Origin of the sequence: Streptomyces sp. NBC_00207 (assembly GCF_045160965.1) — a bacterium.
GTDB lineage: Bacteria > Actinomycetota > Actinomycetes > Streptomycetales > Streptomycetaceae > Streptomyces.
The window spans coordinates 5,989,634-6,015,653 of sequence record NZ_CP130715.1; the positions used below are offsets into that span (position 1 = coordinate 5,989,634).

Sequence of the window (26,020 nt, forward strand, 5' to 3'; positions counted from 1 at the left end):
GGCAACCCCCGCAGGCCGAGAGCCGGCCCGTTCCTTGGGCCGGAGGCCGCTGCTCCCAGAAGCGGCCAGGTAGAGAGGCAAAACATGGGAAGGTACGTCGCCCGTCGCCTCGGGCAGATGGTCATAGTCCTCATAGGCGCGACCATGGTTCTGTTCGCGTGTCTGTTCGTCCTCCCCGGCGATCCCGTGGGTTCGATCGCGGGCAGCGACAAGGCACGTGACCCCGCAGTGGTCGCGGAACTGAAGGCGCGTTACGGGCTCGACAAGTCGTTGCCCGAGCAGTACGTGAACTACGTCGCGAAGGTTGCCACCGGCGACCTCGGCGAAGACTTCGTGCAGCGCCGCGAGGTTTCCGAGATCCTCGCACCCAAGCTTCAGAACACGGCGAAGCTGGCCCTTCTGGCCATCGTCCTCGTCACCGTGTTCGGTATGGGCGTGGGCATCATCGCCGCGCTCTACAGATACAGCATTCTCGACATGGCCACGACATTTTTTACGACGATGGCCGTCGGTTTCCCCACCTTCGTGATCGGCATGCTGCTCATGAAGTACTTCGCCGTGGAACTGCAGTGGTTCCCGCAGCTCGGCGGAGACAAGCTCGAAGGCATGGTCCTTCCCGCGATCACCCTCGCCGTCACCGACATCGCCTTCGTCGCCCGCCTCACCCGCGGCACGATGCTCGAGGTGCTGCGCGCGGACTACGTGAAGACGGCCGTGGCCAAGGGACTTCCGCGCCGCCGCGTGCTGTTCAAGCACGTACTGCGCAACTCGTCCATTCCCGTGGTCACGTACCTGGGTATTTCGTTCGGCGGACTCCTCGGTGGTGCGCTCATCACTGAGGCGATCTTCAACTGGGACGGTGTCGGTCTGGCACTGGTTCAGGCGATTCAGCAGCAGAACAACCCGATCGTCATCGGTGTCGTGACCTACAGCGTCGCGATCTTCGTCGTCCTCAGCCTCATCGTGGACCTGCTGTACGCGGCCCTCGACCCGCGTATCCGCCTCAGCTGACCGCCCCCAAGGAGGATTTCCTCATGTCTGAGCTCGCAACGAGCCCGGCGATCGGGGACGAGAACCCCGTGTCGTCCGCTTCGGCCACGGCCGAACCCGCACCCAAGCAACTGAGCCAGTGGGGCGAGATCCGTCACCGCTACGTCCAGAACAAGCTGGCCGTCGTCGGTCTCGTGATCATCTCCCTGCTGTTCCTGACGGCGATCTTCGGCGACATGCTCGCGCCGTACGACCCCGGCGCCCAGGACCTGGAGAACACCCTCGCGTCGCCCAACGGCACGCACTGGATGGGCACCGACGCCCTGGGCCGCGACATGTTCTCGCGCCTCATAGCCGGTACCCGCGTCGCCATGTTCGTCGGCCTCGCCTCGATCTTCTTCGCGGTGCTGATCGGTGTCGCCCTCGGCGCCATCGCCGGTTACTTCGCCGGCTTCGCCGACACCCTGGTCATGCGCGTCGCGGACGTGTTCCTCGCGTTCCCGCTGATGATCGGTGCCGTCGTCATCATCCTGGTCACCGGGCGCGGCATCACCCCGGTGGTCATCTCGCTGGCCATCTTCTCCTGGGCCACCGTGTCCAGGCTCCTGCGCAGCTCGATCCTGTCGGTGCGCGAGATGGACTACGTCCACGCGGCCAAGGCGCTCGGCGCCGGCGGCTGGCGGGTCGTCCGCACGCACATCCTTCCGAACTCGCTGACCGCCGTTCTGGTCTACGCGACCTTCAACGTCGGCACCACGATCGTCGGTGTGGCAGCGCTCTCCTTCCTCGGAGCCGGTGTCCCCGTCGACGTCCCCGAGTGGGGCAACATGCTGGCGGCCGGGCAGGGCTTCATCGGCGTCAATGACTACCTGTGGTACTTCCCCAGCCTGTTCGTCGTCGTCACCGTGCTCGGCTTCGCCTTCGTCGGCGACGGCCTGCGTGACGCGCTCGACCCGAAGCTCCGGTAGGGCCGCGCGATGCCCCGAGACAACATCAGCAAGCAGGACGAAGGTGGCGGCGTGACGACGTCGGAGATTCTCAGCGTTGCGGAGACGGGTGGCGGTTCCGCCGTGCCGCTGCTGGAGGTGGACAACCTCCAGGTCGAGTTCAAGACCCGTGACGGGGTCGCCAAGGCCGTCAACGGCGTGAGCTACAGCGTCAACGCCGGCGAGACCCTCGCCGTGCTCGGCGAGTCCGGCTCCGGCAAGTCCGTCACCGCACAGGCGATCATGGGCATTCTCGACAGCCCGCCCGGACGGATCGCCGGCGGCGAGGTGCGCTTCCACGGCAAGGACATCCTCAAGATGTCCGACGAGGAGCGCCGCAAGCTCCGCGGCAACAAGATGGCGATGATCTTCCAGGACGCGCTGTCCTCCCTGAACCCGGTCTACTCGGTGGGCGACCAGCTCGGCGAGATGTTCCGGGTCCACCGCGGCATGTCCAAGAAGGACTCGAAGGTCAAGGCCATCGAGCTCATGGACCGCGTGAAGATCCCCGCCGCCAAGGCGCGCGTGGGCGACTACCCGCACCAGTTCTCCGGCGGTATGCGCCAGCGCATCATGATCGCCATGGCGCTGGCCCTGGAGCCGGACCTGATCATCGCCGACGAGCCCACCACGGCTCTCGACGTGACGGTCCAGGCGCAGGTCATGGACCTGCTCGCCGAGCTCCAGCGCGAGATGAACATGGGCCTGATCCTGATCACCCACGACCTCGGCGTCGTCGCCGACGTCGCGGACAAGATCGCGGTCATGTACGCGGGCCGGATCGTCGAGACCGCTCCGGTCCACGAGATCTACAAGCGCCCGTCCCACCCGTACACCCGCGGCCTGCTCGACTCGATCCCGCGCCTGGACCAGAAGGGCCAGGAGCTCTACGCGATCAAGGGTCTGCCGCCCAACCTGCTCCGCATTCCCGCGGGCTGCGCCTTCAGCCCCCGCTGTCCCAAGGCGCAGGACATCTGCCGTACGGAGATCCCCGTACTGCACCCCGTCACCGAGCAGGACGGCACCGAACTGCCCGGCCGCGGCAGCGCGTGCCACTTCTGGAAGGAGCAGATCCATGGCTGAGCTCACCAAGAACGCCACCGAGCGCGAGCCGATCCTCCAGGTCCGCAACCTGGTCAAGCACTTCCCGCTGACCCAGGGCATCCTGTTCAAGAAGCAGGTCGGCGCGGTCAAGGCGGTCGACGGGATCTCCTTCGACCTCTACCAGGGCGAGACCCTCGGCATCGTCGGCGAGTCCGGCTGTGGCAAGTCCACGGTCGCCAAGCTCCTGATGAACCTGGAGCGGGCCACCTCCGGCCAGGTGCTCTACAAGGGCGAGGACATCAGCCGGCTGTCCGGCAAGGCCCTCAAGGCCGTCCGCCGCAACATCCAGATGGTGTTCCAGGACCCGTACACCTCGCTGAACCCGCGCATGACGGTCGGCGACATCATCGGGGAGCCCTTCGAGATCCACCCCGAGGTGGCTCCCAAGGGCGACCGGCGCCGCAAGGTCCAGGAGCTCCTGGACGTCGTGGGCCTGAACCCGGAGTACATCAACCGGTACCCGCACCAGTTCTCCGGCGGTCAGCGCCAGCGCATCGGCATCGCCCGCGGCCTGGCCCTGCAGCCCGAGATCATCATCTGCGACGAGCCGGTCTCCGCGCTCGACGTGTCGGTGCAGGCGCAGGTCATCAACCTGATGGAGAAGCTCCAGGACGAGTTCAACCTCTCCTACCTCTTCATCGCGCACGACCTGTCGATCGTCCGGCACATCTCGGACCGCGTCGGCGTCATGTACCTGGGCAAGATGGCCGAGATCGGCTCCGACGCCCAGATCTACGAGCACCCGACGCACCCGTACACCCAGGCGCTGCTCTCCGCCGTCCCGGTCCCCGACCCGGACGCCCGCGAGGGCCGCGAGCGCATCATCCTCACCGGTGACGTCCCGTCGCCGGCCAACCCGCCGTCGGGCTGCCGCTTCCGCACCCGCTGCTGGAAGGCCGAGGACAAGTGCTCCACCGAGGAGCCGCTGCTGGCGATCCCGGAGCGCTTCAAGGGCCAGACCGGCCCGGCCGCGCACGAGTCCGCGTGCCACTTCGCGGAGGAGAAGGCCATCCTGGCCGTCTGACCTCCGACGGATCCGCAAGGCCGCGGCCGGTCCCCGGTGCTTCGAGCACCGGGGACCGGCCGTTTCCGCGTGCGTCGCGGAACCCCGTTGCGGAACCCCGTCACTGAAACCCTGTTGCGGCGCCCGGACGGCGGGCCGGAGCATGAGGCAATGATCCTCACCGTACGGCCCGCCGGGCCCGGGGACGCATCCGACATCTGCGCCCTCCTCAACGCCGTCGACGTGATCGAGATCGGCCGCCCGGAGACCGACCTGGGCACCGTCGAATCCGACCTCAACGCCCCCGACGTCGACCTGGCCACGGACTCCTGGCTCGCCTTCGAGGACGGCCGGCTCGTGGCCTACGCCCTCGTCTGGGCGGACTCGGGTCCGGGCCGCGTCGACGGCGACCACTATGTGCTGCCCGGTCACGACGAGGCCGCCGAACGGCTGCTGGAGCACATGGAGACCCGGGCCCGGGAGCTCGCCGGCGAGTCCGGCGTGCTGAGACTCCAGCTCAACGTGGAACCCACCCTCGACCTCTCCCTCCTCACCGCGCGCGGCTACCGCACCATCCGCCGCTACCAGGTCATGACCCGCTCCCTGTCGCAGGCCGCCGACCTGCCGCCGGCCGTCCCGGCCGGCGTGACCCTGCGCCACTGCGCCGACGACGAGGCCGACCGCCGGCGGGCCCACGCCCTGATCGAGGAGACCTTCGCGGCGCACTTCGGCCATGTGGACCGCCCGTACGAGTCCTGGCTGGACCACATCGACGGCCGCAGGCTCGACTGGTCCCTGGTCTGGATCGCGAGCCTGCCCGGCCACGGCGACGCGGCCGTCCTCCTCAGCCGGGACGACCGGACCAGCATGGGCTGGGTCGGCCACATCGGCGTGCGCAAGGAGCTCCGCGGCCGCGGCCTCGGCGGCTTCCTGCTGCGCCACTGCTTCGCGGTGTACGCCGCGCGCGGCCGGGACACCGTGGGCCTCGGCGTGGACATCCACAACGAAACGGGCGCACTCGGGCTCTACGAGGCGCACGGCATGGGCCTGCACTACGCGGTCGACTCCTGGGAGCTGCCGTTGCACTCGCAGGGGTGACAGGCGCGTGACGCGCGGGTGCAATCGGTCCAACCAGGAGTGTGCGGGACCCCACATAGGGTGACATTGGCCCCTAAGTGAGTCTGGGACCCCTAGGAGGCACTCCATGCGCGGAGCCACCCACGCCAAGTGGGCCGCATGTGCTGTGGCCGTCGCCCTCGCGGCGACGGCCTGCGGCGGCGGAAGCGACAGCGGCGGGGGTGGTGGCGAGGCCGGTGTCGTCAGCTCGTCCTGGGGTGACCCGCAGAACCCGCTGGAGCCCGCCAACACCAACGAGGTGCAGGGCGGCAAGGTCCTCGACATGCTCTTCCGGGGTCTCAAGCGGTACGACCCGAAGACCGGCGCGGCGAACAACATGCTCGCAGAGAAGATCGAGACGACGGACAACCAGAACTTCACGATCACGCTGAAGGACGGCTGGAAGTTCAGCAACGACGAGCCGGTCACCTCCCAGTCCTTCGTGGACGCCTGGAACTACGGCGCGGACGTGCGCAACAAGCAGAACAACTCGCCGTTCTTCTCCGACATCGTCGGCTACCAGGACGTGCACCCGGCCTCCGGGGAGCCGAAGGCGAAGACGATGTCCGGTCTGGTGGTCAAGGACCCCAAGACCTTCACCGTCGCCCTCAAGAGCAAGTTCTCCACCTGGCCCGAGACCCTCGGCTACCAGGCGTTCTCCCCGCTGCCGAAGGCCTTCTTCACCGACCACACCGCCTGGCTGGACAAGCCCGTCGGCAACGGCCCGTACACGGTGGACTCGTACACCAAGGGCACCGGCATGAAGCTGCGCAAGTGGGACGCGTACCCCGGTGCGGACAAGGCGCAGAACGGCGGGGTGGACCTGAAGGTCTACACCGACAACAACACCGCCTACACCGACCTGATCTCCGGCAACCTCGACCTCGTCGACGACATCCCGGCGCAGCAGCTGAAGAACGTCAAGAACGACCTCGGCGACCGCTACATCAACCAGCCGGCCCTCATCATCCAGACCCTCACCTTCCCGCTGTACGACGCGCAGTGGAGCAAGCCGGGCATGGAGAAGGTCCGCCAGGGCATCTCCCGGGCGATCAACCGCGACGAGATCACCAAGCAGATCTTCCGCGAGACCCGCACCCCCGCCAAGGACTGGACCTCGCCGGCGCTCGGCGAGAAGGGCGGCTTCTCCGCCACGGTCTGCGGCGACGCCTGCGTCTACGACCCGGCCGAGGCCAAGAAGCTCATCCAGGAGGGCGGCGGGCTCCCCGGCGGCAAGGTCACGCTGACCTCCAACGTGGACACCGGTTCGCACCGCGACTGGATGGACGCCGTCTGCAACAGCGTCAACAACGCGCTCGGCGAGGGCCCGGTCTGCACGGTCAACCCGGTCGGCACCTTCGCCGACTTCCGCAACCAGCAGAGCGCCTTCAAGCTGACCGGCCCCTTCCGTTCCGGCTGGCAGGCCGACTACCCGCTGATCCAGAACTTCCTCCAGCCGCTCTACTACACCGGCGCCTCCTCCAACTACGGGAAGTTCAGCAACCCGGACTTCGACAAGCTCGTCGACGAGGCCAACCAGGAGAGCGACCAGGCCAAGGCCATCACGAAGTTCCAGGACTCCGAGAAGATCCTCGCCGAGCAGATGCCGGCCATCCCGCTCTGGTACCAGAACGGCAGCGCGGGCTACGCCGAGCGGCTCTCGGACGTGGCGCTCAACCAGTTCAGCGTCCCCGTGTACGACCAGATCAAGGTCAGCTGACCCACGTTTCGGATCGATCCTGGAGCAGTCCATGGGACGTTATGTGATCCGGCGGCTGCTCCAGATGATCCCGGTGTTCATCGGCAGCACGTTCCTGATCTTCCTGATGGTGTACGCGCTCGGCGACCCGGTCGCCGCCCTCTTCGGCGACAAGGCACCCGACCCGGCCACCGCCGCGCGCATCCGCAAGGACCTCTTCCTCGACCAGCCCCTGTGGAAGCAGTACCTCCACTACATGGGCGCGATCTTCCAGGGCGATTTCGGCACGGCCTTCAACGGCCAGCCGGTCACCGAGCTGATGGCCAGCGCCTTCCCCGTGACCCTGCGCCTGACCATCGTCGCGATCTTCTTCGAGGTCGTCATCGGCATCACCCTCGGCGTGATCAGCGGCTTGCGCCGCGGCAAGACCGTCGACACCTCCGTGCTCGTGGCCACGCTCGTGGTCATCTCGGTGCCCACCTTCGTGACGGGCTATCTGATCCAGTTCCTCTTCGGCGTCAAATGGGGCTGGGTGCGGCCCACCGTCTCCCCGGACGCCCCCTTCAACGAGCTGATCCTGCCCGGCATCGTGCTCGCGCTGGTCTCCCTCGCCTACGTCACCCGGCTCTCCCGCACCTCCATCGCCGAGAACGTCAAGGCCGACTACGTGCGCACCGCCGTCGCCAAGGGCCTGCCGCGCCGCCGGGTCGTCACGCGCCACCTGCTGCGCAACTCGCTAATCCCCGTCGTCACCTTCATCGGCACCGACATCGGCGCCCTGATGGGCGGCGCCATCATCGTCGAGCGGATCTTCAACATCCACGGTGTCGGATACCAGCTCTACCAGGGCATCCTGCGCAACAACTCCCCGACGGTCGTCGGCTTCGTGACGATCCTCGTCATCGTCTTCCTGCTGGCGAACCTGCTCGTCGACCTGCTCTACGCGGTCCTGGACCCGAGGATCCGTTATGCCTGAGCCCGAGCCCCCCGAGCGCGCCGAAGGCCCCGGCGGATACGACCCCGTCGGCCCCCGCCGGCACGAGGCGATCTCCCCCACCGGCCAGGGAGGACCCATGGATCTCGCGCTGGAGGAGGCCGAGAGCGTCGAGGGAATCGAGAAGACCGCCGGACCCACCGGCCCCGGGCCGCGGGAGAAGGCCCGCTCCCTGTGGTCGGACGCCTGGCACCAGCTGCGCCGCAACCCGGTCTTCGTCATCTCCTCGCTGATGATCCTCTTCCTCGTGATCATCTCGATCTGGCCGCAGCTCATCGCGAGCGGCGACCCGCTCCAGTGCGACCTGTCCAAATCGCAGCAGGGCTCCTCCCCGGGCCACCCCTTCGGCTACGACACCCAGGGCTGCGATGTGTACACCCGTACCGTCTACGGGGCCCGCGCCTCCATCACCGTGGGCATCTGCGCCACCCTCGGCGCAGCCCTGCTCGGCTCGGTGCTCGGCGGGCTCGCCGGGTTCTTCGGCGGGTGGGGCGACGCACTGCTCTCCCGGGTCGCGGACATCTTCTTCGGCATCCCCGTCGTCCTCGGCGGCCTGGTCTTCCTGTCCGTGGTCACCAGCACCACCGTCTGGCCGGTCGTCGGCTTCATCGTGCTCCTCGGCTGGCCGCAGATCGCCCGCATCGGCCGCGGCTCCGTCATCACCGCCAAACAGAACGACTACGTCCAGGCCGCGCGGGCCCTCGGCGCCGGCAACGGGCGGATGCTGCTCCGGCACGTGGCGCCCAACGCCATCGCCCCCGTCATCGTCGTCGCCACCATCGCGCTCGGCACCTACATCTCCCTGGAGGCCACGCTGTCCTTCCTCGGCGTCGGCCTGCGCCCGCCCACCGTCTCCTGGGGCATCGACATCTCCAACGCGGCCTCGCAGATCCGCAACGCCCCGCACATGCTGCTCTGGCCGGCGGGCGCGCTGAGCCTCACGGTGCTCGCCTTCATCATGCTCGGCGACGCGGTGCGCGACGCCCTCGATCCCAAGCTGCGCTGAGGAGCCCCGCACATGCTGCTCGAAGTCCGCGACCTGCACGTGGAATTCAAGACGCGCGACGGAGTCGCGAAGGCGGTCAACGGTGTCGACTACTCGGTGGACGAGGGCGAGACGCTCGCCGTGCTCGGCGAGTCCGGTTCCGGCAAGTCGGTGACCGCCCAGGCCGTGATGGGGATCCTCGACATGCCGCCGGGCCGGATCGCGGGCGGCGAGATCCTCTTCAAGGGCAAGGACCTCCTCAAGATGAAGGAGGAGGAGCGGCGCAGAATCCGCGGCGCCGATATGGCGATGATCTTCCAGGACGCGCTCTCCTCCCTGAACCCGGTGCTGAGCGTGGGCAAGCAGCTCGGCGAGATGTACGAGGTCCACCGCGGGATGTCCCGCAAGGACGCCAGGGCCAAGGCCGTCGAGCTGATGGAGCGGGTGAAGATCCCGGCGGCGAAGCAGCGGGTGGGGGACTTCCCGCACCAGTTCTCGGGCGGCATGCGCCAGCGCATCATGATCGCCATGGCGCTGGCCCTGGAGCCCTCGCTGATCATCGCGGACGAGCCGACGACGGCCCTCGACGTGACCGTCCAGGCCCAGGTGATGGACCTCCTGGGCGAGCTGCAGCGCGAGCTCAACATGGGCCTCATCCTGATCACCCACGACCTGGGCGTGGTCGCCGACGTGGCCGACAAGATCGCCGTCATGTACGCGGGCCGGATCGTCGAGGCGGCCCCCGTCCACGAGATCTACAAGGCGCCCGCCCACCCGTACACGCGCGGACTGCTGGATTCCATCCCGCGCCTGGACCAGAAGGGCCAGGAGCTGTACGCCATCAAGGGCCTGCCGCCGAACCTGCTGGCCATCCCGCAGGGCTGCGCCTTCAACCCGCGCTGTCCGATGGCCCAGGCCCGCTGCCGCGCCGAGGTCCCGCCGCTCGCGCAGGTCGCCGGGGAACGGACCAGTGCGTGCTTCTTCTGGAAGGAGTGCCTCCGTGGCTGAGTCCCTTCTGGAAGTGAAGGACCTGGTCAAGCACTACCCGCTGACCCAGGGCATCGTCTTCCGCAGGCAGGTCGGCGCGGTCAAGGCCGTCGACGGGGTCTCCTTCGACCTGCGCGCCGGCGAGACGCTGGGCATCGTCGGCGAGTCCGGCTGCGGGAAGTCGACCGTGGCCAAGATGCTGGTCAACCTGGAGCGGCCGACGGCGGGTTCGATCCTCTACAAGGGCGAGGACCTCACCAGGCTGTCCGGCCGCGCCCTGAAGGCCGTGCGCCGCAACATCCAGATGGTGTTCCAGGACCCGTACACCTCGCTGAACCCGCGGATGACGGTCGGCGACATCATCGGCGAGCCCTTCGAGATCCACCCGGAGGTGGCTCCCAGGGGATCGCGCCGTCAGAAGGTCCAGGACCTCCTCGACGTGGTCGGACTGAACCCGGAGTACATCAACCGCTACCCGCACCAGTTCTCCGGCGGCCAGCGCCAGCGCATCGGCATCGCCCGCGGCCTCGCGCTCCAGCCCGAGATCATCGTGGCCGACGAGCCGGTCTCCGCGCTCGACGTCTCCGTGCAGGCGCAGGTGATCAACCTCCTGGACCGGCTCCAGAACGACTTCAGCCTGTCCTACGTCTTCATCGCACACGATCTGTCGATCGTGCGGCACATCTCCGACCGGGTCGGCGTCATGTACCTGGGCCGGATCGTGGAGATCGGCACCGACAGCCAGATCTACGACCACCCCACCCACCCGTACACCCAGGCCCTGCTTTCGGCCGTTCCCGTGCCCGACCCGGAGGCCCGCGCCCACCGCGAGCGGATCATCCTCTCCGGCGACGTGCCCTCCCCGGCCGACCCGCCGTCGGGCTGCCCCTTCCGCACCCGGTGCTGGAAGGCCCAGCCCCGCTGCACGGCCGAGGTTCCGCTGCTGGCGGTCCCGGAGGCCTTCCCCTCGGGTCCGGCGGCCCACCCCTCGGCGTGCCATTTCGCGGCGGAGAAACAGGTCGTCCCGCCCGCGCCGCCGAAGGGCGCGCAGGACTAGCCCCCGCCCCGTCCGTCCCGTCCTGTCCGTGGGACGGACTCCCCGGTCATCGATCATTTCCGGCCACCCACGGGGTGTGGGGTGAGGGTGTGGCCACCGCTCCGCAACACGGTTTACACGGGGGCAACTTGACCGTTTCTGCCCCGAGATCTGGGGCATGCAGCCTGGGTGGCGTGCGGCCGTGCGGGTGCCGACAGCCGGCCGGGGAGGCGTACAGCCGCCCCGGCCGGCCTCCCCGTGACCCCGCCCGTGCGCGCCATGCGCCCCTCGTGCTGCCGGATTTCGATCGATGCGCTGGCACGGATAGTTATGATCCGTAGCGCACGGTGGGTATGACTCTCGCCGAGCGCGAATACGCGTACCGATGTCCGCTCGACGTGGAGGTGAAACGCCGTGGCACTCTCGATCTCCGCCGTGGTGCTGCTGGCGATCATCGTCTTCCTGCTGGTCCGGAGGGCCGGCCTGAAGGCGGGACACGCGGTCGTCTGCGTCCTGCTCGGCTTCTACCTGGCGAGCTCCACCGTCGCGCCGACCCTCAGCCAGCTCACCTCGAACGTGGCCACCATGATCAGTGGCCTCAAGTTCTAGCCCTGGCCTCGTAGGCTAGGTCCATGAACGGTCTTCCCGCCCGTCGTCTGCTCCTCGTGCACGCACACCCGGACGACGAGTCGATCAACAACGGCGTCACCATGGCCAAGTACGCGGCCGAGGGCGCCCACGTCGCGTTGGTGACCTGCACCCTCGGCGAGGAGGGCGAGGTCATCCCGCCCGGCCTCGCCCACCTGGCGGCCGACCGCGACGACACGCTCGGCGCCCACCGCGTCGGCGAGCTCGCCGCCGCCATGGCCGAACTGGGCGTCCACGACCACCGGTTCCTCGGCGGCCCCGGCCGCTTCCGGGACTCCGGGATGATGGGCGCCCCGCAGAACCACCGCCAGGGGGCCTTCTGGTCGGCCGACGTCGACGAGGCGGCCGCGTACCTCGTGGAGGTGATCCGGGAGCTGCGCCCGCAGGTGCTCGTCACCTACGACCCGGACGGCGGCTACGGGCACCCGGACCACATCCAGGCCCACCGGGTCGCCATGCGCGCCGCCGAACTGGCCGCGGAGACCGCGTACCGGCGCGACCTCGGCGACCCGCACGCGGTCGGGAAGATCTACTGGAACCGCGTCCCGCTCTCCGTGGTCGAGGAGGGCTTCGCCAGGCTGCGCGCCGCCGGAGGCGGGAACCCCTTCCCGGGCATGGGTTCGCCCGAGGACGTGCCCGGGGTCGTCGCCGACGAGCGGATCACCGCCGAGATCGGGGCCGAGGAGCCCTTCGTGGCGGCGAAGGCGGCCGCCATGCGGGCCCACGCCACCCAGATCGCCGTGGACGGGCCCTTCTTCGCCCTCTCCAACGACCTGGCGCAGCCGCTGTTCACGCGCGAGTACTACGAACTGGTCGAGGGTCACCCGGGCGCCCCGGCGGGGACGCGCGAGCACGACCTCTTCGCGGGGGTGCAGGCGTGACCGGCCGCCCCCTGACGGCCGGCCGGATCGCCGGCTGCCTGGGCCTGGTGGTCGCGGGCGCGCTGACCGGCGCGGCCGGCTGGCTGGTGGTGGACCTGTGGTTCCCCGGCGGCCTGCTGCTCGGTCTGCTGGCCCTCTTCGGACTGTTCCTCGGGGGCCGGATCGCCCTCGGGACCGGCCTCGGGGTGGGCGGGGCCGCGGCCGGCTGGTTCCTCGCGTACGTGATGCTCAGCGTTCCGCGCCCCGAGGGGGACTTCCTCCTCAGTTCGTCCGGAATCGGCATGTACGTCTACCTTTTGGGTGGAACGGTGCTCGCTGTGATGTGTGCCACGATGCGCGGTCCGCTGGACCGGCCGGTTTCGGCCGCGCGGTCTGCCAAGTGACGTGGTGTCGGACCTCGTAGGGAGATGGGCGCAGGGGGGCGCGCAGGGGCTCTCGGGGCGGTTCAGGGGGGTTTGGCGGGCGTGATGGGGAACCGCTGATTCCCGGCCGTCAGTTGCGCGCGGGCGGCGGCCAGTATGGTGGACGGGCCGCCGAGCTGCCCGCGCACGGTATGACGGGCGGCGGAGCCAACCGGGAGAACCTGCCTTGAGTCGTGAAACCGACAGTTCGTCCTCCGGGCCCAAGGGGCACGGCGGAGCCGCATACCCCTCGGGGACGCCGCCGTATGGAACCGGCCAGCACCCGTCCACGACTGTGCCGTCCGGACCTGGCGCGCCGACCGCTCCGGAGGAGAACCCTGTGACCTCGAAGCCGTCCACGCCCGAATCCGACGGGCCCAAGACCGAGACCACCCTGACGACCCGGATCCGGATCAACATCCCGGGTTCCCGGCCGATCCCGCCGGTGGTCGTGCGCAAGTCGATGGGCACCAATTCCAGCCCGGCCGCCACCACGCCGGAGCAGGGACCGCAGCCCACGCCCGAGCCGAGGCCCGAGCCGCCGCTCGCGCAGCGCCCCAAGCCCCAGCCGACGCGGATCGAGGCCGAACGGGAGCCGGAGCCGCCGCGCGCCCAGGGCCCGGCCGCGGCCGAGGAGCCGGCCGCCAGCAACTGGTTCGCCCCCCGCAAGCCGGCGGGCGCCGCGCCCGCGCCCGCGGCCCCGGCGCCCGGTGCCGCGCAGATGCCGCCGGCCGCCGCCGCCCCGCCGCCCCCGCTCGCGCAGCGGCCCGTGCCCGGCGCCGCGCCCGGCCCGACGCCGCCTCCGCCCGTGCCGGGCGGCGGTTACGCGCCCCCGCCGCGCACCCAGGCCCCGCCGGCGCCGGACAGCGCCTACGCGCCGCCGCGCACCCCGCCGCCGCCCGTGGCGGACTACGGCACCGGCTATCCCCAGGCGCCCGCACCCGCCGCCCCGATGCCCGGCGGCCCCGGCGTCGGGTCCACCCAGGGCTTCCCGGTGTACGGGAGCGACCAGGGCGACGGCCCCGTCACCGAGGCCTTTCCGGTCTACGGCAACGGCCCCGCCGGACCCACCAACGGTCCCGGCTTCGGCACCGGCCCGGTCGGCGGCCCCGGCGCCGGACCCCGCGTCGAGGAGGCGCCGAGCTGGCCCGGCCCCGAGCTGGACGCCCCGCTGCCCACCCCCGCACCGGCCCCGGCCGCCCCGCGCCCCGTGCCCGCGCAGCAGAAGGCCGAGGCCGCCAAGCCGGCCAAGCCCGCCAAGAAGGGCCGCTCCAAGCTGGTCCTGCTCGGCGGCGGGATCGTGGCCCTGATCGGCGTGGCCTACGGTGCAGGGCTGCTCCTGAACCACTCCGACGTCCCCAAGGGCACCACCGTCCTCGACGTCGACATCAGCGGCAGCCGCGACGAAGCCGTGGCCAAGCTCCAGACGGCCTTCGGCACCCGCGCCGCCACCCCGATCCAGCTCAGCGTCGGCGGCAAGCAGGTCGAGCTGAAGCCCGACAAGGCCGGGCTGACCCTGGACAGCCAGACAACCGTCCGCAACGCGGCCGGCAGCGACTACAACCCCGTCACCGTCATCGGCTCCCTGCTCGGCCGGCAGCGCGTCGCCGATCCCGTGATGCCGGTCGACGAGGAGAAGCTCCAGGTCGCGCTCCAGGAGCTCGCCGGCACGGCCGGCTCGGCCACCGAGGGCACGATCACCTTCGACACCGGCAAGGCCGTCGCCGTCCCCGGCAAGCCCGGCACCACCCTGGACGTGGACGCCTCCGCCGACCTGGTCGGCAAGGCCTTCCGCGACCAGGTCGCCACCGGCAAGGCGACCGTGCCCGAACTGCCGACCACCACCAAGGAACCGGTCGTCAACCAGGCCGAACTGGACCGGGCGATGAAGGAGTTCGCGGAGCCCGCGATGTCCGCCATCGCCACGGTCAAGGCGGGGGGCAAGTCCCTCCCCTTCGGCTCCAAGTCCCTGCCGAAGTTCCTCAGCATGCAGGCCGTGGACGGCCGCCTCACCGAGAAGTTCGACCTGGAGGCGCTCAAGGCGGTCTACGGGAACACCTTCGACGGGGTCCTGATCACCCGCGGCACCGGCGCCAAGACGGCGGTCACCCCGCAGGACGTCGCCGGCGCCCTCGGCAAGGCCCTGCGCGGCAAGACCACCGCCGAGCGGACCGTCGTCATCGACACCAACGCGAGCTAGCCTCCGCCGCGTCACGACCGACCAGTGCCCCCGCCCGGACCCCGGGCGGGGGCACTGTCACGTCCGCCGCATGACATCTGTCATCCCGCACACACGACGCCCGACACTGCCGCGCGGGACCCCGTACGGGCGAACCTCTTCCCATGACGACGACCGCGACACGCACCGCGAAGCCCGCCACCGACACGGTGGTCAGCTTCGAGAACGTGACCAAGAACTACGGCCCGGTCCGGGCGGTCGACGGCCTCTCCCTCACACTCCACCCGGGTGAGACCGTCGCGCTCCTCGGCCCCAACGGCGCCGGGAAGTCCTCCACCCTCGACCTCCTGCTCGGCCTGCGCCCCGCCGACTCCGGCACCGTCCGGCTCTTCGGCACCACCCCCCGCGAGGCCGTCGCCGCCGGCCGGGTCGGAGCCATGCTGCAGAGCGGCGGCCTGATGGCGGAGGTGACCGTACGGGAGATCGTCGCGCTCGGCTGCGCCCTGCACCCGCGCCCGCACCCGGTCGACGAGGTGCTCTCCCGCGCCGGCATCGACAAGATCGCCGGCCGCAAGGTCGACAAGCTCTCCGGCGGCCAGGAACAGCGCGTGCGCTTCGCCCTCGCCACGGCCGGCGACAACGACCTGATCGTGCTCGACGAGCCGACCACCGGCATGGACGTCACCGCCCGCCAGTCCTTCTGGGCCACCATGCGGGAACAGGCCGACCGGGGCCGCACCGTGCTCTTCGCCACCCACTACCTGGAGGAGGCGGACGCGATCGCCGACCGGGTGCTGGTCCTCGGCAGGGGCCGGCTGCTCGCCGACGGCACCGCCGCCGAGATCAAGGCCAGGGCCGGCGCCCGGAAGGTCTCCTTCGACCTGGACGGCCACGACACCGTGGACGAGCAGGCGCTCCGCGCCCTGCCCGCCCTCACGGCCTACGAGCGGCACGGCGCGACCGTGCGGCTCCAGTCCGCCGACGCCGACGCGACCGTCCACGGCGTGTACGCGCTCGGGCTCTACCCCCGCAATCTGGAGGTCGCGGGCCTCGGCCTGGAACAGGCCTTCATCGCCCTCACCGAGGCCGAGGAGGCCGCCCTGTGAACGCCCTGGTCAAGCTGGAGATCACCCGCGCCCTGCGCAACAAGAAGTACCTCTTCTTCACCGTGCTCTACCCGGCCGCCCTCTTCCTGATGCTCGGCGGCACCCTCGACGGCACCACCAAGGTCATGGGCACCGAACTGACCATGCCCGCCTTCTACATGGTCGCCATGGCCTCCTTCGGGGCCCTGACCGCCGTCCTCATGGGCAACAGCGAGCGCATCGCCAAGGAGCGCGAGCAGGGCTGGGTCCGCCAGCTGCGGCTCACCGCACTCCCCGGCCACGGCTACGTCCTCGCGAAGACCGCCGGCGCCGGCGTCCTCTCGCTCCCCTCCATCCTGACCGTCTTCGCGGTGGCGGCCGCCGTCAAGGACGTACGGTTCGAGGCCTGGCAGTGGCTCGCCCTCACCGGCGCGATCTGGGCCGGCAGCCTCGTCTTCGCCGCGCTCGGCGTCGCGATCGGATACCTGGCCAGCGGCGACAACGTCCGCCCCCTCTCGATGCTGTTCTACTTCGGCCTGTCGATCCTCGGCGGCCTGTGGATGCCCACCGCCAACTTCCCGCAGTGGCTCCAGACCATCGCGAACTGGCTCCCCACCCACGCCTACGCGGGCCTCGGCCAGGCCATCGAGCTGGGCGGCGCACCGCACGCCAAGGACGTGGCGATCCTCGCCGTCTACTTCGTACTGTTCACCGGTGCCGCCGCCTGGCTGTACCGCAAGGACTCACTGAAGGCATGAACCCGTGGCGCTGAAGCAGGATGACGCAGACCGCGCAGACCGGGGCTTCCCCGAGATCGCCAAACGGCCGGAGAACCGCCGCCAGCAGGCGGTGAAGGCCCTCTGGATCAGCATCTGGCTCTTCTACCTGAGCGCGCCCGTCACCGACCTGATCAGCGGCGGACACGCCCTCGGGCCCCGGCTGCTCGGCGGCCTGGGCCTCGCGGCCTTCGTCGCCTGGTACCTGGTGCTGGTCTTCCGCACCGCACGCCAGATGCCGGTCCGCAGGGTCCTGCTCTCCCTGGCGGTGCTCGCCGCCCAGGCCACGGTCCTGTCGCTGACCCTGGGCCGCGAATGGCTCGTGCTCTTCGTCTACGTGGCCATCTCCTCCGGAGCCGCGCTGCCGGCCGAGTACTCCCGCTGGACCGTCCCCGGCACCACCGCCCTGCTGGCGGTCACGGCGAACGCGGTCCCGGGCGGCTCCGCCTACCTGGCTGGCCTGCTGATCCCGGCGCTGATGGGCGGGTTCGCCATGGTCGGCGTCCGCGCGATGATCCGGACGACGATAGAGCTGCGCGAGGCCCGGGCCACGGTGGCGCAGCTCGCCGCCAACGAGGAACGCCTGCGGATGGCCCGCGACCTGCACGACCTGCTGGGGCACTCGCTGTCGCTGATCACGCTGAAGAGCGAGCTGGCGGGCCGGATGCTGCCCGGGCAGCCCGAGGCGGCGGCCCGGCAGGTCGCGGACATCGAGCGGGTCAGCCGGCAGGCGCTGGTCGACGTACGCGAAGCGGTCAGCGGCTACCGGCGGCCCACCCTGCCCGGCGAACTCGCCGGCGCACGGACGGCGCTGACCGCGGCGGGCGTGGTGGCGGACCTCCCGGCGGAGCCGGCCGAAGAGCTCCCGGAGGAGGCGGAATCGGCCCTGGCCTGGTCCCTGCGCGAGGCCGTGACGAACGTGGTCCGGCACAGTGGGGCCAAGCGCTGCCGGGTCACCCTGGAGACGCGCCAGACGCTGGACGGGCCGGTGCTGGAGCTGACGGTGACGGACGACGGCTCCGGCGGCCAGGGCACCCCCGGCAACGGCCTGACGGGCCTGACGGAACGTCTGACGGCGGTCGGCGGCACCCTGTCGGCGGGCCCGGCCGGCCGGACCGGCTTCGCCCTCACGGCCCGCGTCCCCCTGGCCCTAGGATCGGGATCATGACCTCACGCCCGATCCGCATCCTGCTGGCGGAGGACCAGTCGATGGTCCGCGAGGCCCTCGCCGCCCTGCTCGGACTCGAACCCGACATCGAGGTACTGGTCCAGGTGGCCCGCGGCGACGAGGTCGTGGACGCGGCCCGCGCGCACGACGTGAACGTCGCGCTGCTGGACATCGAGATGCCGGGCATGACGGGCATCGAGGCGGCCGCGGCCCTGCAGACGGCCCTTCCCGGCCTGCGCATCGTCATCCTGACCACCTTCGGCCGCCCCGGCTACCTCCGCGGCGCGATGGAGGCGGGCGCCTCGGCCTTCCTGGTCAAGGACGCCCCGGCCGCGCAGCTGGCGGCGGCCGTGCGCAAGGTCCTCCGGGGGGAGCGCGTCATCGACCCCACGCTCGCGGCGGCGGCCCTGGCGGAGGGCGCGAACCCGCTGACGGACCGCGAACGGGAGGTTCTGCGGGAGGCGGAGACCGGCGCCACCAACGCGGAACTCGCGGCGCGGCTGCACCTGTCGGCGGGCACGGTCCGCAACTACCTCTCGACGGCGATCCAGAAGCTGGCGGCACGCAACCGCGCCGAAGCCGTGCGCGTGGCCCGCGAAAAGGGCTGGCTCTAGCCCGCGCCACGGCTGCCCGGGATCAGCCCCGCGGTCACCCGCGCCGCCTTCGCCGGGGCCGGCCCCCGGACCCCCCCCGCTCCTCAAACGCCGGAGGGGCTGAAATTGCCCTGCGGGCAATCCAGCCCCGCTGAGCGGACGGCGTCGGCAGATCAAGCCTCGCCGGCGATTGAGGCACGGGGTGCGGGGCGGAGCCCCGTCAGTTCAGCAGGGCGCGCGCGGAGACGGCTTCGGCGTGGATACGGGCCGCCGCGTCGGCGTCCACCGCGGACACCACCGCGGCGTACGCGTCGAGCTCGGCCGCCCCCTCCTGGAAGGAGCCCCGCTCCACCAGCAGCCGTGCCCGCTCGTACCGCAGCGCCGCCGGATGCGACGGCAGCAGCAGGGAGAGCTCGAGCGTCCACAGGGCCACCCCGGACTGCTCCGGGCGGGTCGACGCCCACGCCCGGATGTTGCCCAGGATCCGCAGCACGATGTCGAGGGTGCCGGCCGGGGTGCGCGGCCCCGACGCGAGCTCCGCCGGCCCGGCGCCCAAGGACGCGCCGCCCGCGAAGGGGTCCACGACCACGCCCTCCTCGGGGTCCCCGAAGCCCACCACGAAGTGCCCCGGCAGCCCCAGCCCGTACACGGGCGCGCCCGCCCGCCGGGCGACCTCCATCCACACCACCGACAACAGGATCGGCAGGCCGCGCCGCCGCCGCAGGACCTCGTGCAGCAGCGAGGACGACAGCCGGCCGTAGTCCGCGGGGGTGCCGTGGAAGCCGAGCCGCCCGCCCAGCAGTTCCGTCACGGCCGACGCCCACGCCCGCGCGCCCCGCAGCCCGTACGGCAGCATCCCGGCGAGCCGGTCCAGCTCGATCTGTGCCCAGTCCATGGCGCGTTCGTCCAGGTCCGGGTCCGCCTCCGTCGCCAGCAGCAGGCACAGCAGTGCCAGATCGGGCCGCTCCGACCGGACTTCCGCCGCGAACTGCTCCCGCCATCCCACCGGACTCACCCCGCCGCCCGGTAGTGGTGGTAGGTGTGGTGCGTCGCGAAGCCCAGGCCGTCGTACAGCGCCAGCGCCCCCGCATTGTCCGTCTCGACCTGCAGCCACGCCGCCGACGCGCCCTCCTCCAGCGCCCTGCCGGCCAGTGCGGCCATCACGGCCGTCGCCAGGCCCGCCCGCCGCTGCACGGGATCGACCGTCACGGCCGAGAAGCCGGCCCAGCGCCCGTCCACCACGCACCGCCCGACGGCCCGGCCCCCGGGCAGCGACGCGAACCACACCGACGGGCCCTCCACCAGCAGCCGCCGGGCCACGTCGGGGTCGTTGACCTTCCCGTAGCGCCCGAGCCACTCCTCGTCCGGGACACGGGTCAGTCGTACGGATCCGGCGGCGGGCGCCGCCACGTCGGCCACCGTCGCCAGCGCCCCGATCCGTACCTCCGCCGACACCTCGGACGCCCAGCCCCGCCGCTCCAGCTCCGCGCAGAGCAGCTCCTGCGTGCCGACGGCTCCGGTCGCGGCCTGCACATAGGCCGGAAGACCTCGTTCCGCGTACCAGGAGGTCACTCGCGCGAGTGCATCGTCCAGCGGTATCCCCGGGTCGCCGACAGCCAGCACCGAATTGGCCCGCCGGGTGAATCCGGCGGCCGCCCGCAGCGTCCAGTCGCCCAGCCGCTCGCTCTCCAGCGGCTGCCAGGACCGCGCCGCGACCCGCGAGAGCTCCTCGAAGGAGGCCGCCGGGCCCCTCCGCCGGGCCGGCGCCGGAGGCACCGTCTTGCCCGCCACCAGGGAGGATTCCGCGATGCGGACGGACTGTCCGTTCTTCTTTGTGATCAGCAGCACACCCTGGTCCCAGGATGTGAGAACACCGACCGTGTCCGAGAACTCGGGTGATCCGCTCAGCCCGGCCTCCACCCGTCGTACAGAGACACGTTTACCCACGTCAGCCGGGGTAATTCGGACCTCCAGCAGTCCTCCGGCATTGATTTCCACAGCTCTGTCCGCCCCTCCTGTTCGGATCGTGCCCGGGAACGGAGATACTAGGTGCGGGCATCGACGACGCCGCGCTCCCGCGCGATATGGAAAGCCCTACCGAGGAGGAACGAGAGCGTGACCTACGTCATCGCGGAGCCTTGTGTCGACGTCAAGGACAAGGCATGCATCGAAGAGTGCCCCGTCGACTGCATCTACGAGGGCCAGCGGTCCTTGTACATCCACCCGGACGAGTGCGTCGACTGTGGTGCGTGTGAGCCGGTCTGCCCGGTCGAGGCCATCTTCTACGAGGACGACACTCCGGAAGAGTGGAAGGACTACTACAAGGCGAACGTCGAGTTCTTCGACGAGCTCGGTTCGCCCGGTGGTGCCTCCAAGCTGGGCCTGATCGAGCGCGATCACCCCTTCGTCGCCGCGCTGCCTGCCGGCATCAACGGCGAGCACTGACCTTTTCAGGCAGACGCGCCCCTCGGTCCCGTACGGCCTCGTCGCCGCACGGGACCGAGGCGTTTGCGCACCCGCTACCAGCCAGTACTCAGAGAGAGCAGAGACCATCGTGGCCGCAGTATCCGACCGTCTTCCCGCCTTCCCCTGGGACAAGCTGGAGCCGTACAAGAAGACGGCGGCGGCCCACGCGGACGGCATCGTCGACCTGTCCGTCGGCACGCCCGTGGACCCGGTTCCGCCGCTGATCCAGCGCGCCCTGATCGAGGCCGCCGACTCCCCGGGCTACCCGACGGTGTGGGGTACGGCCGCCCTGCGCGACGCGATCACGGGCTGGGTGCGCGGGCGCCTCGGCGCGAGCGCCGCCGGGCACCGCAACGTCCTGCCGGTCGTCGGCTCCAAGGAGCTGGTGGCCTGGCTGCCGACCCAGCTGGGTCTCGGGGCGGGGGACAAGGTCGCCTACCCGCGCCTCGCCTACCCGACGTACGAGGTCGGCGCGCGGCTGTGCGGCGCCGAGGCGGTCGTCTACGACGACCCCACCGAGCTCGACCCGGCCGGTGTGAAGCTGCTGTGGCTCAACTCCCCGTCCAACCCGACCGGGAAGGTCCTCGCCAAGGAGGAGCTCGTCCGGATCGTGGCCTGGGCGCGCGAGCACGGGATCCTGCTCTTCAGCGACGAGTGCTACCTGGAGCTGGGCTGGGAGGCGGAGCCCGTCTCCGTCCTGCACGACGACGTGTGCGGCGGTTCGTACGAGGGGATCGTCGCCGTCCACTCCCTCTCCAAGCGCTCCAACCTGGCCGGCTACCGGGCGGCCTTCGTCGCCGGTGACGCGGACGTGCTCGGCGAGCTCCTGGAGATCCGCAAGCACGGCGGGATGATGACCCCGGCCCCGGTGCAGGCGGCCACGGTGGCGGCCCTCGGCGACGACCGCCACGTCGAGGAGCAGCGCGAGCGCTACGCGGCCCGCCGTGCGGCGCTGCGCGCGGCCCTGGAGGCGCACGGCTTCCGGGTCGAGCACAGCGAGGCCAGCCTCTACCTGTGGGTGACCCGGGACGAGCCCTGCTGGGAGACGGTCGCCCATCTCGCGGACCTGGGCATCCTGGTCGCACCGGGCGACTTCTACGGCGAGGCGGGCGCGCGGTTCGTGCGTGTCGCCTTCACCGCCACGGACGAGCGCGTCGAGGCGGCGGTCAAGCGCCTCGGCTGAGTGCCGGGCAGGGCCGGGAACAGCCCGAGGGGGCCGGGAGTTCGCACTCCCGGCCCCCTCGGTGTTTCCCGCGGCGTCAGCCGCCCAGCGGTGCTCCGGGCAGTCCCGCCGGCAGGACACTGCCCACGGGCAGCTCGGACACCGGCAGCTGGGACACGGGGAGCTCGGACACCGGCAGCTCCTTCGCCGCGGGCAGCCCGCCGAGCAGACCGCCCGCCTTGCCGGCCACGTCGGCGGCCGGGGCCGGCAGGGTCTCGGCGGTGGAGCCCACGGCGTCGGTGGCCGCGCCCGTGGCCGCGCCGGTGGCGGCTTCGGGCGCGCCCTGCGCGGTGAGTGCGCCCAGCGGCACGGACTCCAGGCCGGCGGCACTGGCCGCGCCGGCCGCACCGACCACGGGCGCTGCCCCGGCTGCGAGGAGCAGCGCGGCACGGGCGATCCGACGGGTCAGGGGGAGGGACATGTTGCTCCTAAGCGGTAGCGGCTGAGTACGCCGTGACTAACCGCTCGTGGGGCGGGTGGAGTTGCGGTGCCGGACGGTAAAGGATCGGTAACGCATCGTTTAATCGGCTTCCGCGACAAGCGCATCGGATACGGCCGACCAGGGCTTCCGTGCCTCCCGGGGGTCATGGCCCGCCGAACGGATCACCCTCGCAGGGGTGATCACTCGTACGCGCGCCCGGGTGTCCGTCCCGGCGTGTCGCGAGGACCCCGACGGATGACCGGCGCCGGCCCCCCCGGTAAGCCCGGGACGTCAGCGGGCCATGAAGATCCGTACCTCGCCCGGGCTCGCGTTGTGCGGATCCCCGTCGCCGTCCTTCGCCCCCGTGCCGCCCTTTTGCTGCCACTGCCCCCGGGCCTGGCCCGCGATCCAGGCGCGCAGGCTGAAGGAGACCCGGGAGATGCCCAGCTCCTTCGCGTTGGCCACCGCCCAGTAGGCCATCGCCCGGCTGCGGCGCATGGCGGGCTCGCCGCCGTTCGCCTTCTCCACCAGGGTGACCTCGGCCTCCGGGCCGTTCTTGCCGACGACGCTGTCCCGGCCGGCCTGGCCGGTCTGGCCGCCCAGGCCGGTCTGGAGGGGAATGGTGTGCGTGCCGTCCTCGCCGAAGATCCGGACCACCTCGCTCCGTACCTTCGCCGGGTCGCCCGGCCCGGTGGGCTCGGGGCCGCCGCACTCCAGGGTGCCGTCGCCGCCGAAGGCGGCCGTCAGCACGGTCGCGTCCGGCTCGTGCTTCGCGTACGCCTGCGGGAACCCGCTGCGCTGCACCTTCTGTGCGGCCACCGTCAGCGGCAGCCGCGAGTAACCCGGCACGTCGACGAGGTGGTCGTAGAAGATGCCGGCCGAGTAGACCGGGTCCCTGATCTGGTCCGGCGTACCCCAGCCCATCGAGGGCCGCTGCTGGAAGAGGCCCAGCGAGTCCCGGTCGCCGTGGTCGAGGTTGCGCAGCGCGGACTCCTGCATGGCCGTCGCCAGCGCGATGGTCACCGCCCGGTCGGGCAGGCCCTTCGCGACGCCGACGGCGGCTATCGTCGCCGCGTTCGCCGCCTGCTCCGGGGACATTTCGTAGGATACGGAGCTTCCGTCGTAGTCGCCCGTGTACATCCTGGCCGTGCAGTACGGGGCGCCGCCACCGCCGTTCGAGGCGCGTTGCACGGCGAAGTAGCCGATCACCGCGAGGAGAACGAGCAGACCGACGGCCGCGCGCAGCGGCCGGCGGCGGCGAGGACGGGAATCACGGTTCTCGGACACGCGGCCCACCGTACTTGAGGCATATGACGCGTCCACCGGCCGGACGGCGAGGCCCCGCCCCAGTCCGGGGCGTTAGGGTCATTCCATGTCCGAATCCGAGCTGGACCTCACCCAGGACGCCGCCGAGCTGACCGCCCGGCTCGTCGACATTCCGTCCGTGAGCGGCGACGAGAAGGTACTCGCCGACCTCGTGGAAGACGCACTGCGCGGCCTGCCCCACCTCACCGTGGACCGCTTCGGCAACAACGTCGTCGCCCGCACGCACCTCGGCCGCGCCGAGCGCGTCGTGCTCGCCGGCCACCTCGACACCGTGCCGATCGCCGACAACGTCCCGTCCCGCCTCGACGAGAACGACGTCCTGTGGGGCTGCGGCACCACCGACATGAAGTCCGGTGTCGCCGTACAGCTGCGCATCGCCGCGACCGTGCCCGAGCCGAACCGGGACCTCACCTTCGTCTTCTACGACCAGGAGGAGGTCGCCGCCGACCTCAACGGCCTGGGCAAGGTCGCAGAGGCCCACCCCGACTGGCTGACGGGCGACTTCGCCGTGCTGCTGGAGCCCTCCAACGCCGAGGTCGAGGGCGGCTGTCAGGGCACGCTGCGCGTCCTGCTGCGCACCGCCGGCGAGCGCGCGCACTCCGCCCGCAGCTGGATGGGCTCCAACGCCATCCACTCGGCGAGCCCGATCCTGGCCCGGCTCGCGTCGTACGAGCCGCGCAAGCCGGTCATCGACGGCCTGGAGTACCACGAGGGCCTCAACGCGGTGCGCATCGAGGGCGGGGTCGCCAACAACGTCATCCCCGACGCGTGCACGGTGACGGTCAACTTCCGCTACGCCCCCGACCGCAGCGAGGCCGACGCGCTCGCGCACGTACGGGAGGTGTTCGCCGACTGCGACATCGCCGAGTTCGTCGTCGACGACTCCTCCGGCGGCGCCCTCCCCGGCCTGTCCCACCCGGCGGCCGCGGCCTTCATGGAGGCGGTGGGCGGTCGCGCCATGCCGAAGTTCGGCTGGACGGACGTCTCCCGCTTCAGCGCACTGGGCGTCCCGGCCGTCAACTACGGCCCGGGCGACGCCCTGCTGGCCCACAAGGTCGACGAGCGGGTCGAGACGAAGGCGATCCTGCACTGCGAAGAACGACTCCGCGCCTGGCTGACCTCCTGAATTCCGCTTCTCGTCACCTTTGTGCGCCTACCCTGATCCAACGATCAGCAGGAGGGAGCACATCATGGGCAACCCCGAAGGAACCGCTCGTCGTCGGCCCGAGGAGCAGCAGCTCGGGCCGGTGCTGAGGAGGCGGAGCCAGATCAAGGCGGGCAGTACGACGGACCAGCGGCTGCTGGACTCCGCCGGGCCCTCCGAGTGGGTGCACACCGATCCCTGGCGGGTCCTGCGCATCCAGTCGGAGTTCATCGAGGGCTTCGGCACGCTCGCCGAGCTGCCGCCCGCGATCAGCGTGTTCGGATCGGCCCGCACCGCGGCGGGCACGCCCGAGTACGAGGCGGGCGTAAGGATCGGCGGCGCGCTGGTGGACGCCGGCTTCGCGGTGATCACCGGCGGCGGTCCGGGAGCGATGGAGGCGGCCAACAAGGGCGCCCGCGAGGCCAACGGCATCTCGGTCGGCCTCGGCATCGAGCTCCCGTTCGAGCAGGGGCTCAACCAGCACGTCGATCTCGGGCTGAACTTCCGGTACTTCTTCGTCCGCAAGACGATGTTCGTGAAGTACAGCCAGGGCTTCGTCGTCCTGCCGGGCGGCCTGGGCACGCTGGACGAGCTGTTCGAGGCGCTGACCCTGGTCCAGACCCAGAAGATCACCCGGTTCCCGATCGTGCTGTTCGGCACGGAGTACTGGAGCGGCCTGATCGACTGGCTGCGGGGCACGGTGATCGCCCAGGGCAAGGCCTCGGAGAGAGACCTCTACCTGTTCCACGTCACGGACGACGTGGACGAGGCGATCGCGCTGGTGACGAAGGAAGTCGGCAAGTAGCGCCC

Annotated in this window: 26 protein-coding genes; 22 read left to right on the forward strand and 4 right to left on the reverse strand. The window is 70.9% G+C overall.

Annotated elements, in window-relative coordinates:
- Window positions 1-144: 144 nt before the first annotated feature.
- The 18 genes from OG472_RS28470 to OG472_RS28555 all read left to right on the forward strand — a co-directional run bounded on the left by OG472_RS28470 (window position 145) and on the right by OG472_RS28555 (window position 18,652).
- Entirely contained in the window at window positions 145-1,011 is an 867-nt protein-coding gene (locus OG472_RS28470; protein ID WP_383576332.1) for an ABC transporter permease, read from the forward strand.
- Between the two features lie 23 nt (window positions 1,012-1,034).
- Window positions 1,035-1,958 carry an ABC transporter permease gene (locus tag OG472_RS28475; RefSeq protein ID WP_383576335.1) on the forward strand — a complete coding sequence of 308 codons (924 nt, stop codon included), beginning with the start codon at window positions 1,035-1,037 and terminating at the stop codon, window positions 1,956-1,958.
- A 9-nt stretch (window positions 1,959-1,967) separates the two neighbouring features.
- Window positions 1,968-3,059 carry an ABC transporter ATP-binding protein gene (locus OG472_RS28480; RefSeq protein ID WP_401606821.1) on the forward strand — a complete coding sequence of 364 codons (1,092 nt, stop codon included), beginning with the start codon at window positions 1,968-1,970 and terminating at the stop codon, window positions 3,057-3,059.
- Window positions 3,052-4,104, forward strand: coding sequence for an ABC transporter ATP-binding protein (locus OG472_RS28485; RefSeq protein ID WP_383576338.1), 1,053 nt, complete (start codon window positions 3,052-3,054; stop codon window positions 4,102-4,104). Before OG472_RS28480 ends, OG472_RS28485 begins: the two co-directional genes overlap by 8 nt.
- Before the next feature lie 150 nt (window positions 4,105-4,254).
- Window positions 4,255-5,181 carry a GNAT family N-acetyltransferase gene (locus OG472_RS28490; RefSeq protein WP_405831854.1) on the forward strand — a complete coding sequence of 309 codons (927 nt, stop codon included), beginning with the start codon at window positions 4,255-4,257 and terminating at the stop codon, window positions 5,179-5,181.
- 106 nt (window positions 5,182-5,287) lie between these two features.
- Complete coding sequence (locus OG472_RS28495; protein WP_401606818.1) at window positions 5,288-6,919, forward strand: ABC transporter substrate-binding protein; 1,632 nt, start codon at window positions 5,288-5,290, stop codon at window positions 6,917-6,919.
- Window positions 6,920-6,950: 31 nt separating this feature from the next.
- A complete protein-coding gene (locus OG472_RS28500) occupies window positions 6,951-7,874 on the forward strand; it encodes an ABC transporter permease (protein ID WP_383576347.1) in 924 nt (307 codons plus the stop codon).
- On the forward strand, window positions 7,867-8,898 hold the full coding sequence (locus tag OG472_RS28505; protein WP_401606815.1) for an ABC transporter permease: 1,032 nt from the start codon (window positions 7,867-7,869) through the stop codon (window positions 8,896-8,898). The genes OG472_RS28500 and OG472_RS28505 overlap by 8 nt, the downstream gene beginning before the upstream one ends.
- A gap of 12 nt (window positions 8,899-8,910) precedes the next feature.
- On the forward strand, window positions 8,911-9,885 hold the full coding sequence (locus OG472_RS28510) for an ABC transporter ATP-binding protein (RefSeq protein WP_405942203.1): 975 nt from the start codon (window positions 8,911-8,913) through the stop codon (window positions 9,883-9,885).
- Entirely contained in the window at window positions 9,878-10,921 is a 1,044-nt protein-coding gene (locus OG472_RS28515) for an ABC transporter ATP-binding protein (RefSeq protein ID WP_401606810.1), read from the forward strand. The genes OG472_RS28510 and OG472_RS28515 overlap by 8 nt, the downstream gene beginning before the upstream one ends.
- A 393-nt stretch (window positions 10,922-11,314) precedes the next feature.
- Entirely contained in the window at window positions 11,315-11,509 is a 195-nt protein-coding gene (locus OG472_RS28520) for a hypothetical protein (RefSeq protein WP_361770372.1), read from the forward strand.
- A gap of 23 nt (window positions 11,510-11,532) precedes the next feature.
- Window positions 11,533-12,429, forward strand: a complete 897-nt coding sequence (mshB, locus tag OG472_RS28525; RefSeq protein WP_401606808.1) for an N-acetyl-1-D-myo-inositol-2-amino-2-deoxy-alpha-D-glucopyranoside deacetylase — start codon at window positions 11,533-11,535, stop codon at window positions 12,427-12,429.
- Complete coding sequence (locus OG472_RS28530) at window positions 12,426-12,812, forward strand: DUF6113 family protein (protein ID WP_405831858.1); 387 nt, start codon at window positions 12,426-12,428, stop codon at window positions 12,810-12,812. Before mshB ends, OG472_RS28530 begins: the two co-directional genes overlap by 4 nt.
- Before the next feature lie 358 nt (window positions 12,813-13,170).
- Window positions 13,171-15,030 carry a hypothetical protein gene (locus OG472_RS28535; RefSeq protein ID WP_405831860.1) on the forward strand — a complete coding sequence of 620 codons (1,860 nt, stop codon included), beginning with the start codon at window positions 13,171-13,173 and terminating at the stop codon, window positions 15,028-15,030.
- Window positions 15,031-15,173: 143 nt separating this feature from the next.
- On the forward strand, window positions 15,174-16,115 hold the full coding sequence (locus tag OG472_RS28540; protein ID WP_401606800.1) for an ABC transporter ATP-binding protein: 942 nt from the start codon (window positions 15,174-15,176) through the stop codon (window positions 16,113-16,115).
- A complete protein-coding gene (locus tag OG472_RS28545; protein ID WP_405831862.1) occupies window positions 16,112-16,852 on the forward strand; it encodes an ABC transporter permease in 741 nt (246 codons plus the stop codon). The genes OG472_RS28540 and OG472_RS28545 overlap by 4 nt, the downstream gene beginning before the upstream one ends.
- A gap of 4 nt (window positions 16,853-16,856) precedes the next feature.
- Window positions 16,857-18,038, forward strand: a complete 1,182-nt coding sequence (locus tag OG472_RS28550; protein ID WP_405831864.1) for a sensor histidine kinase — start codon at window positions 16,857-16,859, stop codon at window positions 18,036-18,038.
- A complete protein-coding gene (locus OG472_RS28555) occupies window positions 18,035-18,652 on the forward strand; it encodes a DNA-binding response regulator (RefSeq protein WP_401606793.1) in 618 nt (205 codons plus the stop codon). The genes OG472_RS28550 and OG472_RS28555 overlap by 4 nt, the downstream gene beginning before the upstream one ends.
- 199 nt (window positions 18,653-18,851) lie before the next feature.
- Here OG472_RS28555 and OG472_RS28560 read toward each other — a convergent pair whose 3' ends face one another.
- Both OG472_RS28560 and OG472_RS28565 read right to left on the reverse strand, forming a co-directional pair.
- Window positions 18,852-19,637: a transglutaminase-like domain-containing protein gene (locus OG472_RS28560; RefSeq protein ID WP_401606791.1), complete on the reverse strand. Its 786-nt coding sequence runs from the start codon at window positions 19,635-19,637 to the stop codon at window positions 18,852-18,854.
- 5 nt (window positions 19,638-19,642) lie between these two features.
- A complete protein-coding gene (locus tag OG472_RS28565; protein WP_401606788.1) occupies window positions 19,643-20,629 on the reverse strand; it encodes a GNAT family N-acetyltransferase in 987 nt (328 codons plus the stop codon).
- A 117-nt stretch (window positions 20,630-20,746) separates the two neighbouring features.
- On the opposite strand from OG472_RS28565, the gene fdxA reads away from it, so the two are divergent.
- Window positions 20,747-21,076, forward strand: a complete 330-nt coding sequence (gene fdxA / locus OG472_RS28570) for a ferredoxin (RefSeq protein ID WP_030011906.1) — start codon at window positions 20,747-20,749, stop codon at window positions 21,074-21,076.
- Between the two features lie 109 nt (window positions 21,077-21,185).
- Window positions 21,186-22,280, forward strand: a complete 1,095-nt coding sequence (gene dapC, locus OG472_RS28575) for a succinyldiaminopimelate transaminase (RefSeq protein ID WP_401606786.1) — start codon at window positions 21,186-21,188, stop codon at window positions 22,278-22,280.
- A 76-nt stretch (window positions 22,281-22,356) separates the two neighbouring features.
- Here the strand turns inward: dapC and OG472_RS28580 are convergent, their stop codons facing one another.
- Entirely contained in the window at window positions 22,357-22,740 is a 384-nt protein-coding gene (locus tag OG472_RS28580; RefSeq protein WP_405831867.1) for an ATP-binding protein, read from the reverse strand.
- Between the two features lie 291 nt (window positions 22,741-23,031).
- Window positions 23,032-24,036 carry a hypothetical protein gene (locus OG472_RS28585; protein WP_405831868.1) on the reverse strand — a complete coding sequence of 335 codons (1,005 nt, stop codon included), beginning with the start codon at window positions 24,034-24,036 and terminating at the stop codon, window positions 23,032-23,034.
- Between the two features lie 76 nt (window positions 24,037-24,112).
- Between OG472_RS28585 and dapE the strand changes: the two genes are divergently transcribed.
- Both dapE and OG472_RS28595 read left to right on the forward strand, forming a co-directional pair.
- Window positions 24,113-25,192 carry a succinyl-diaminopimelate desuccinylase gene (dapE, locus tag OG472_RS28590; protein WP_383562569.1) on the forward strand — a complete coding sequence of 360 codons (1,080 nt, stop codon included), beginning with the start codon at window positions 24,113-24,115 and terminating at the stop codon, window positions 25,190-25,192.
- 64 nt (window positions 25,193-25,256) lie between these two features.
- A complete protein-coding gene (locus OG472_RS28595; protein ID WP_383562572.1) occupies window positions 25,257-26,015 on the forward strand; it encodes a TIGR00730 family Rossman fold protein in 759 nt (252 codons plus the stop codon).
- Window positions 26,016-26,020: the final 5 nt, after the last annotated feature.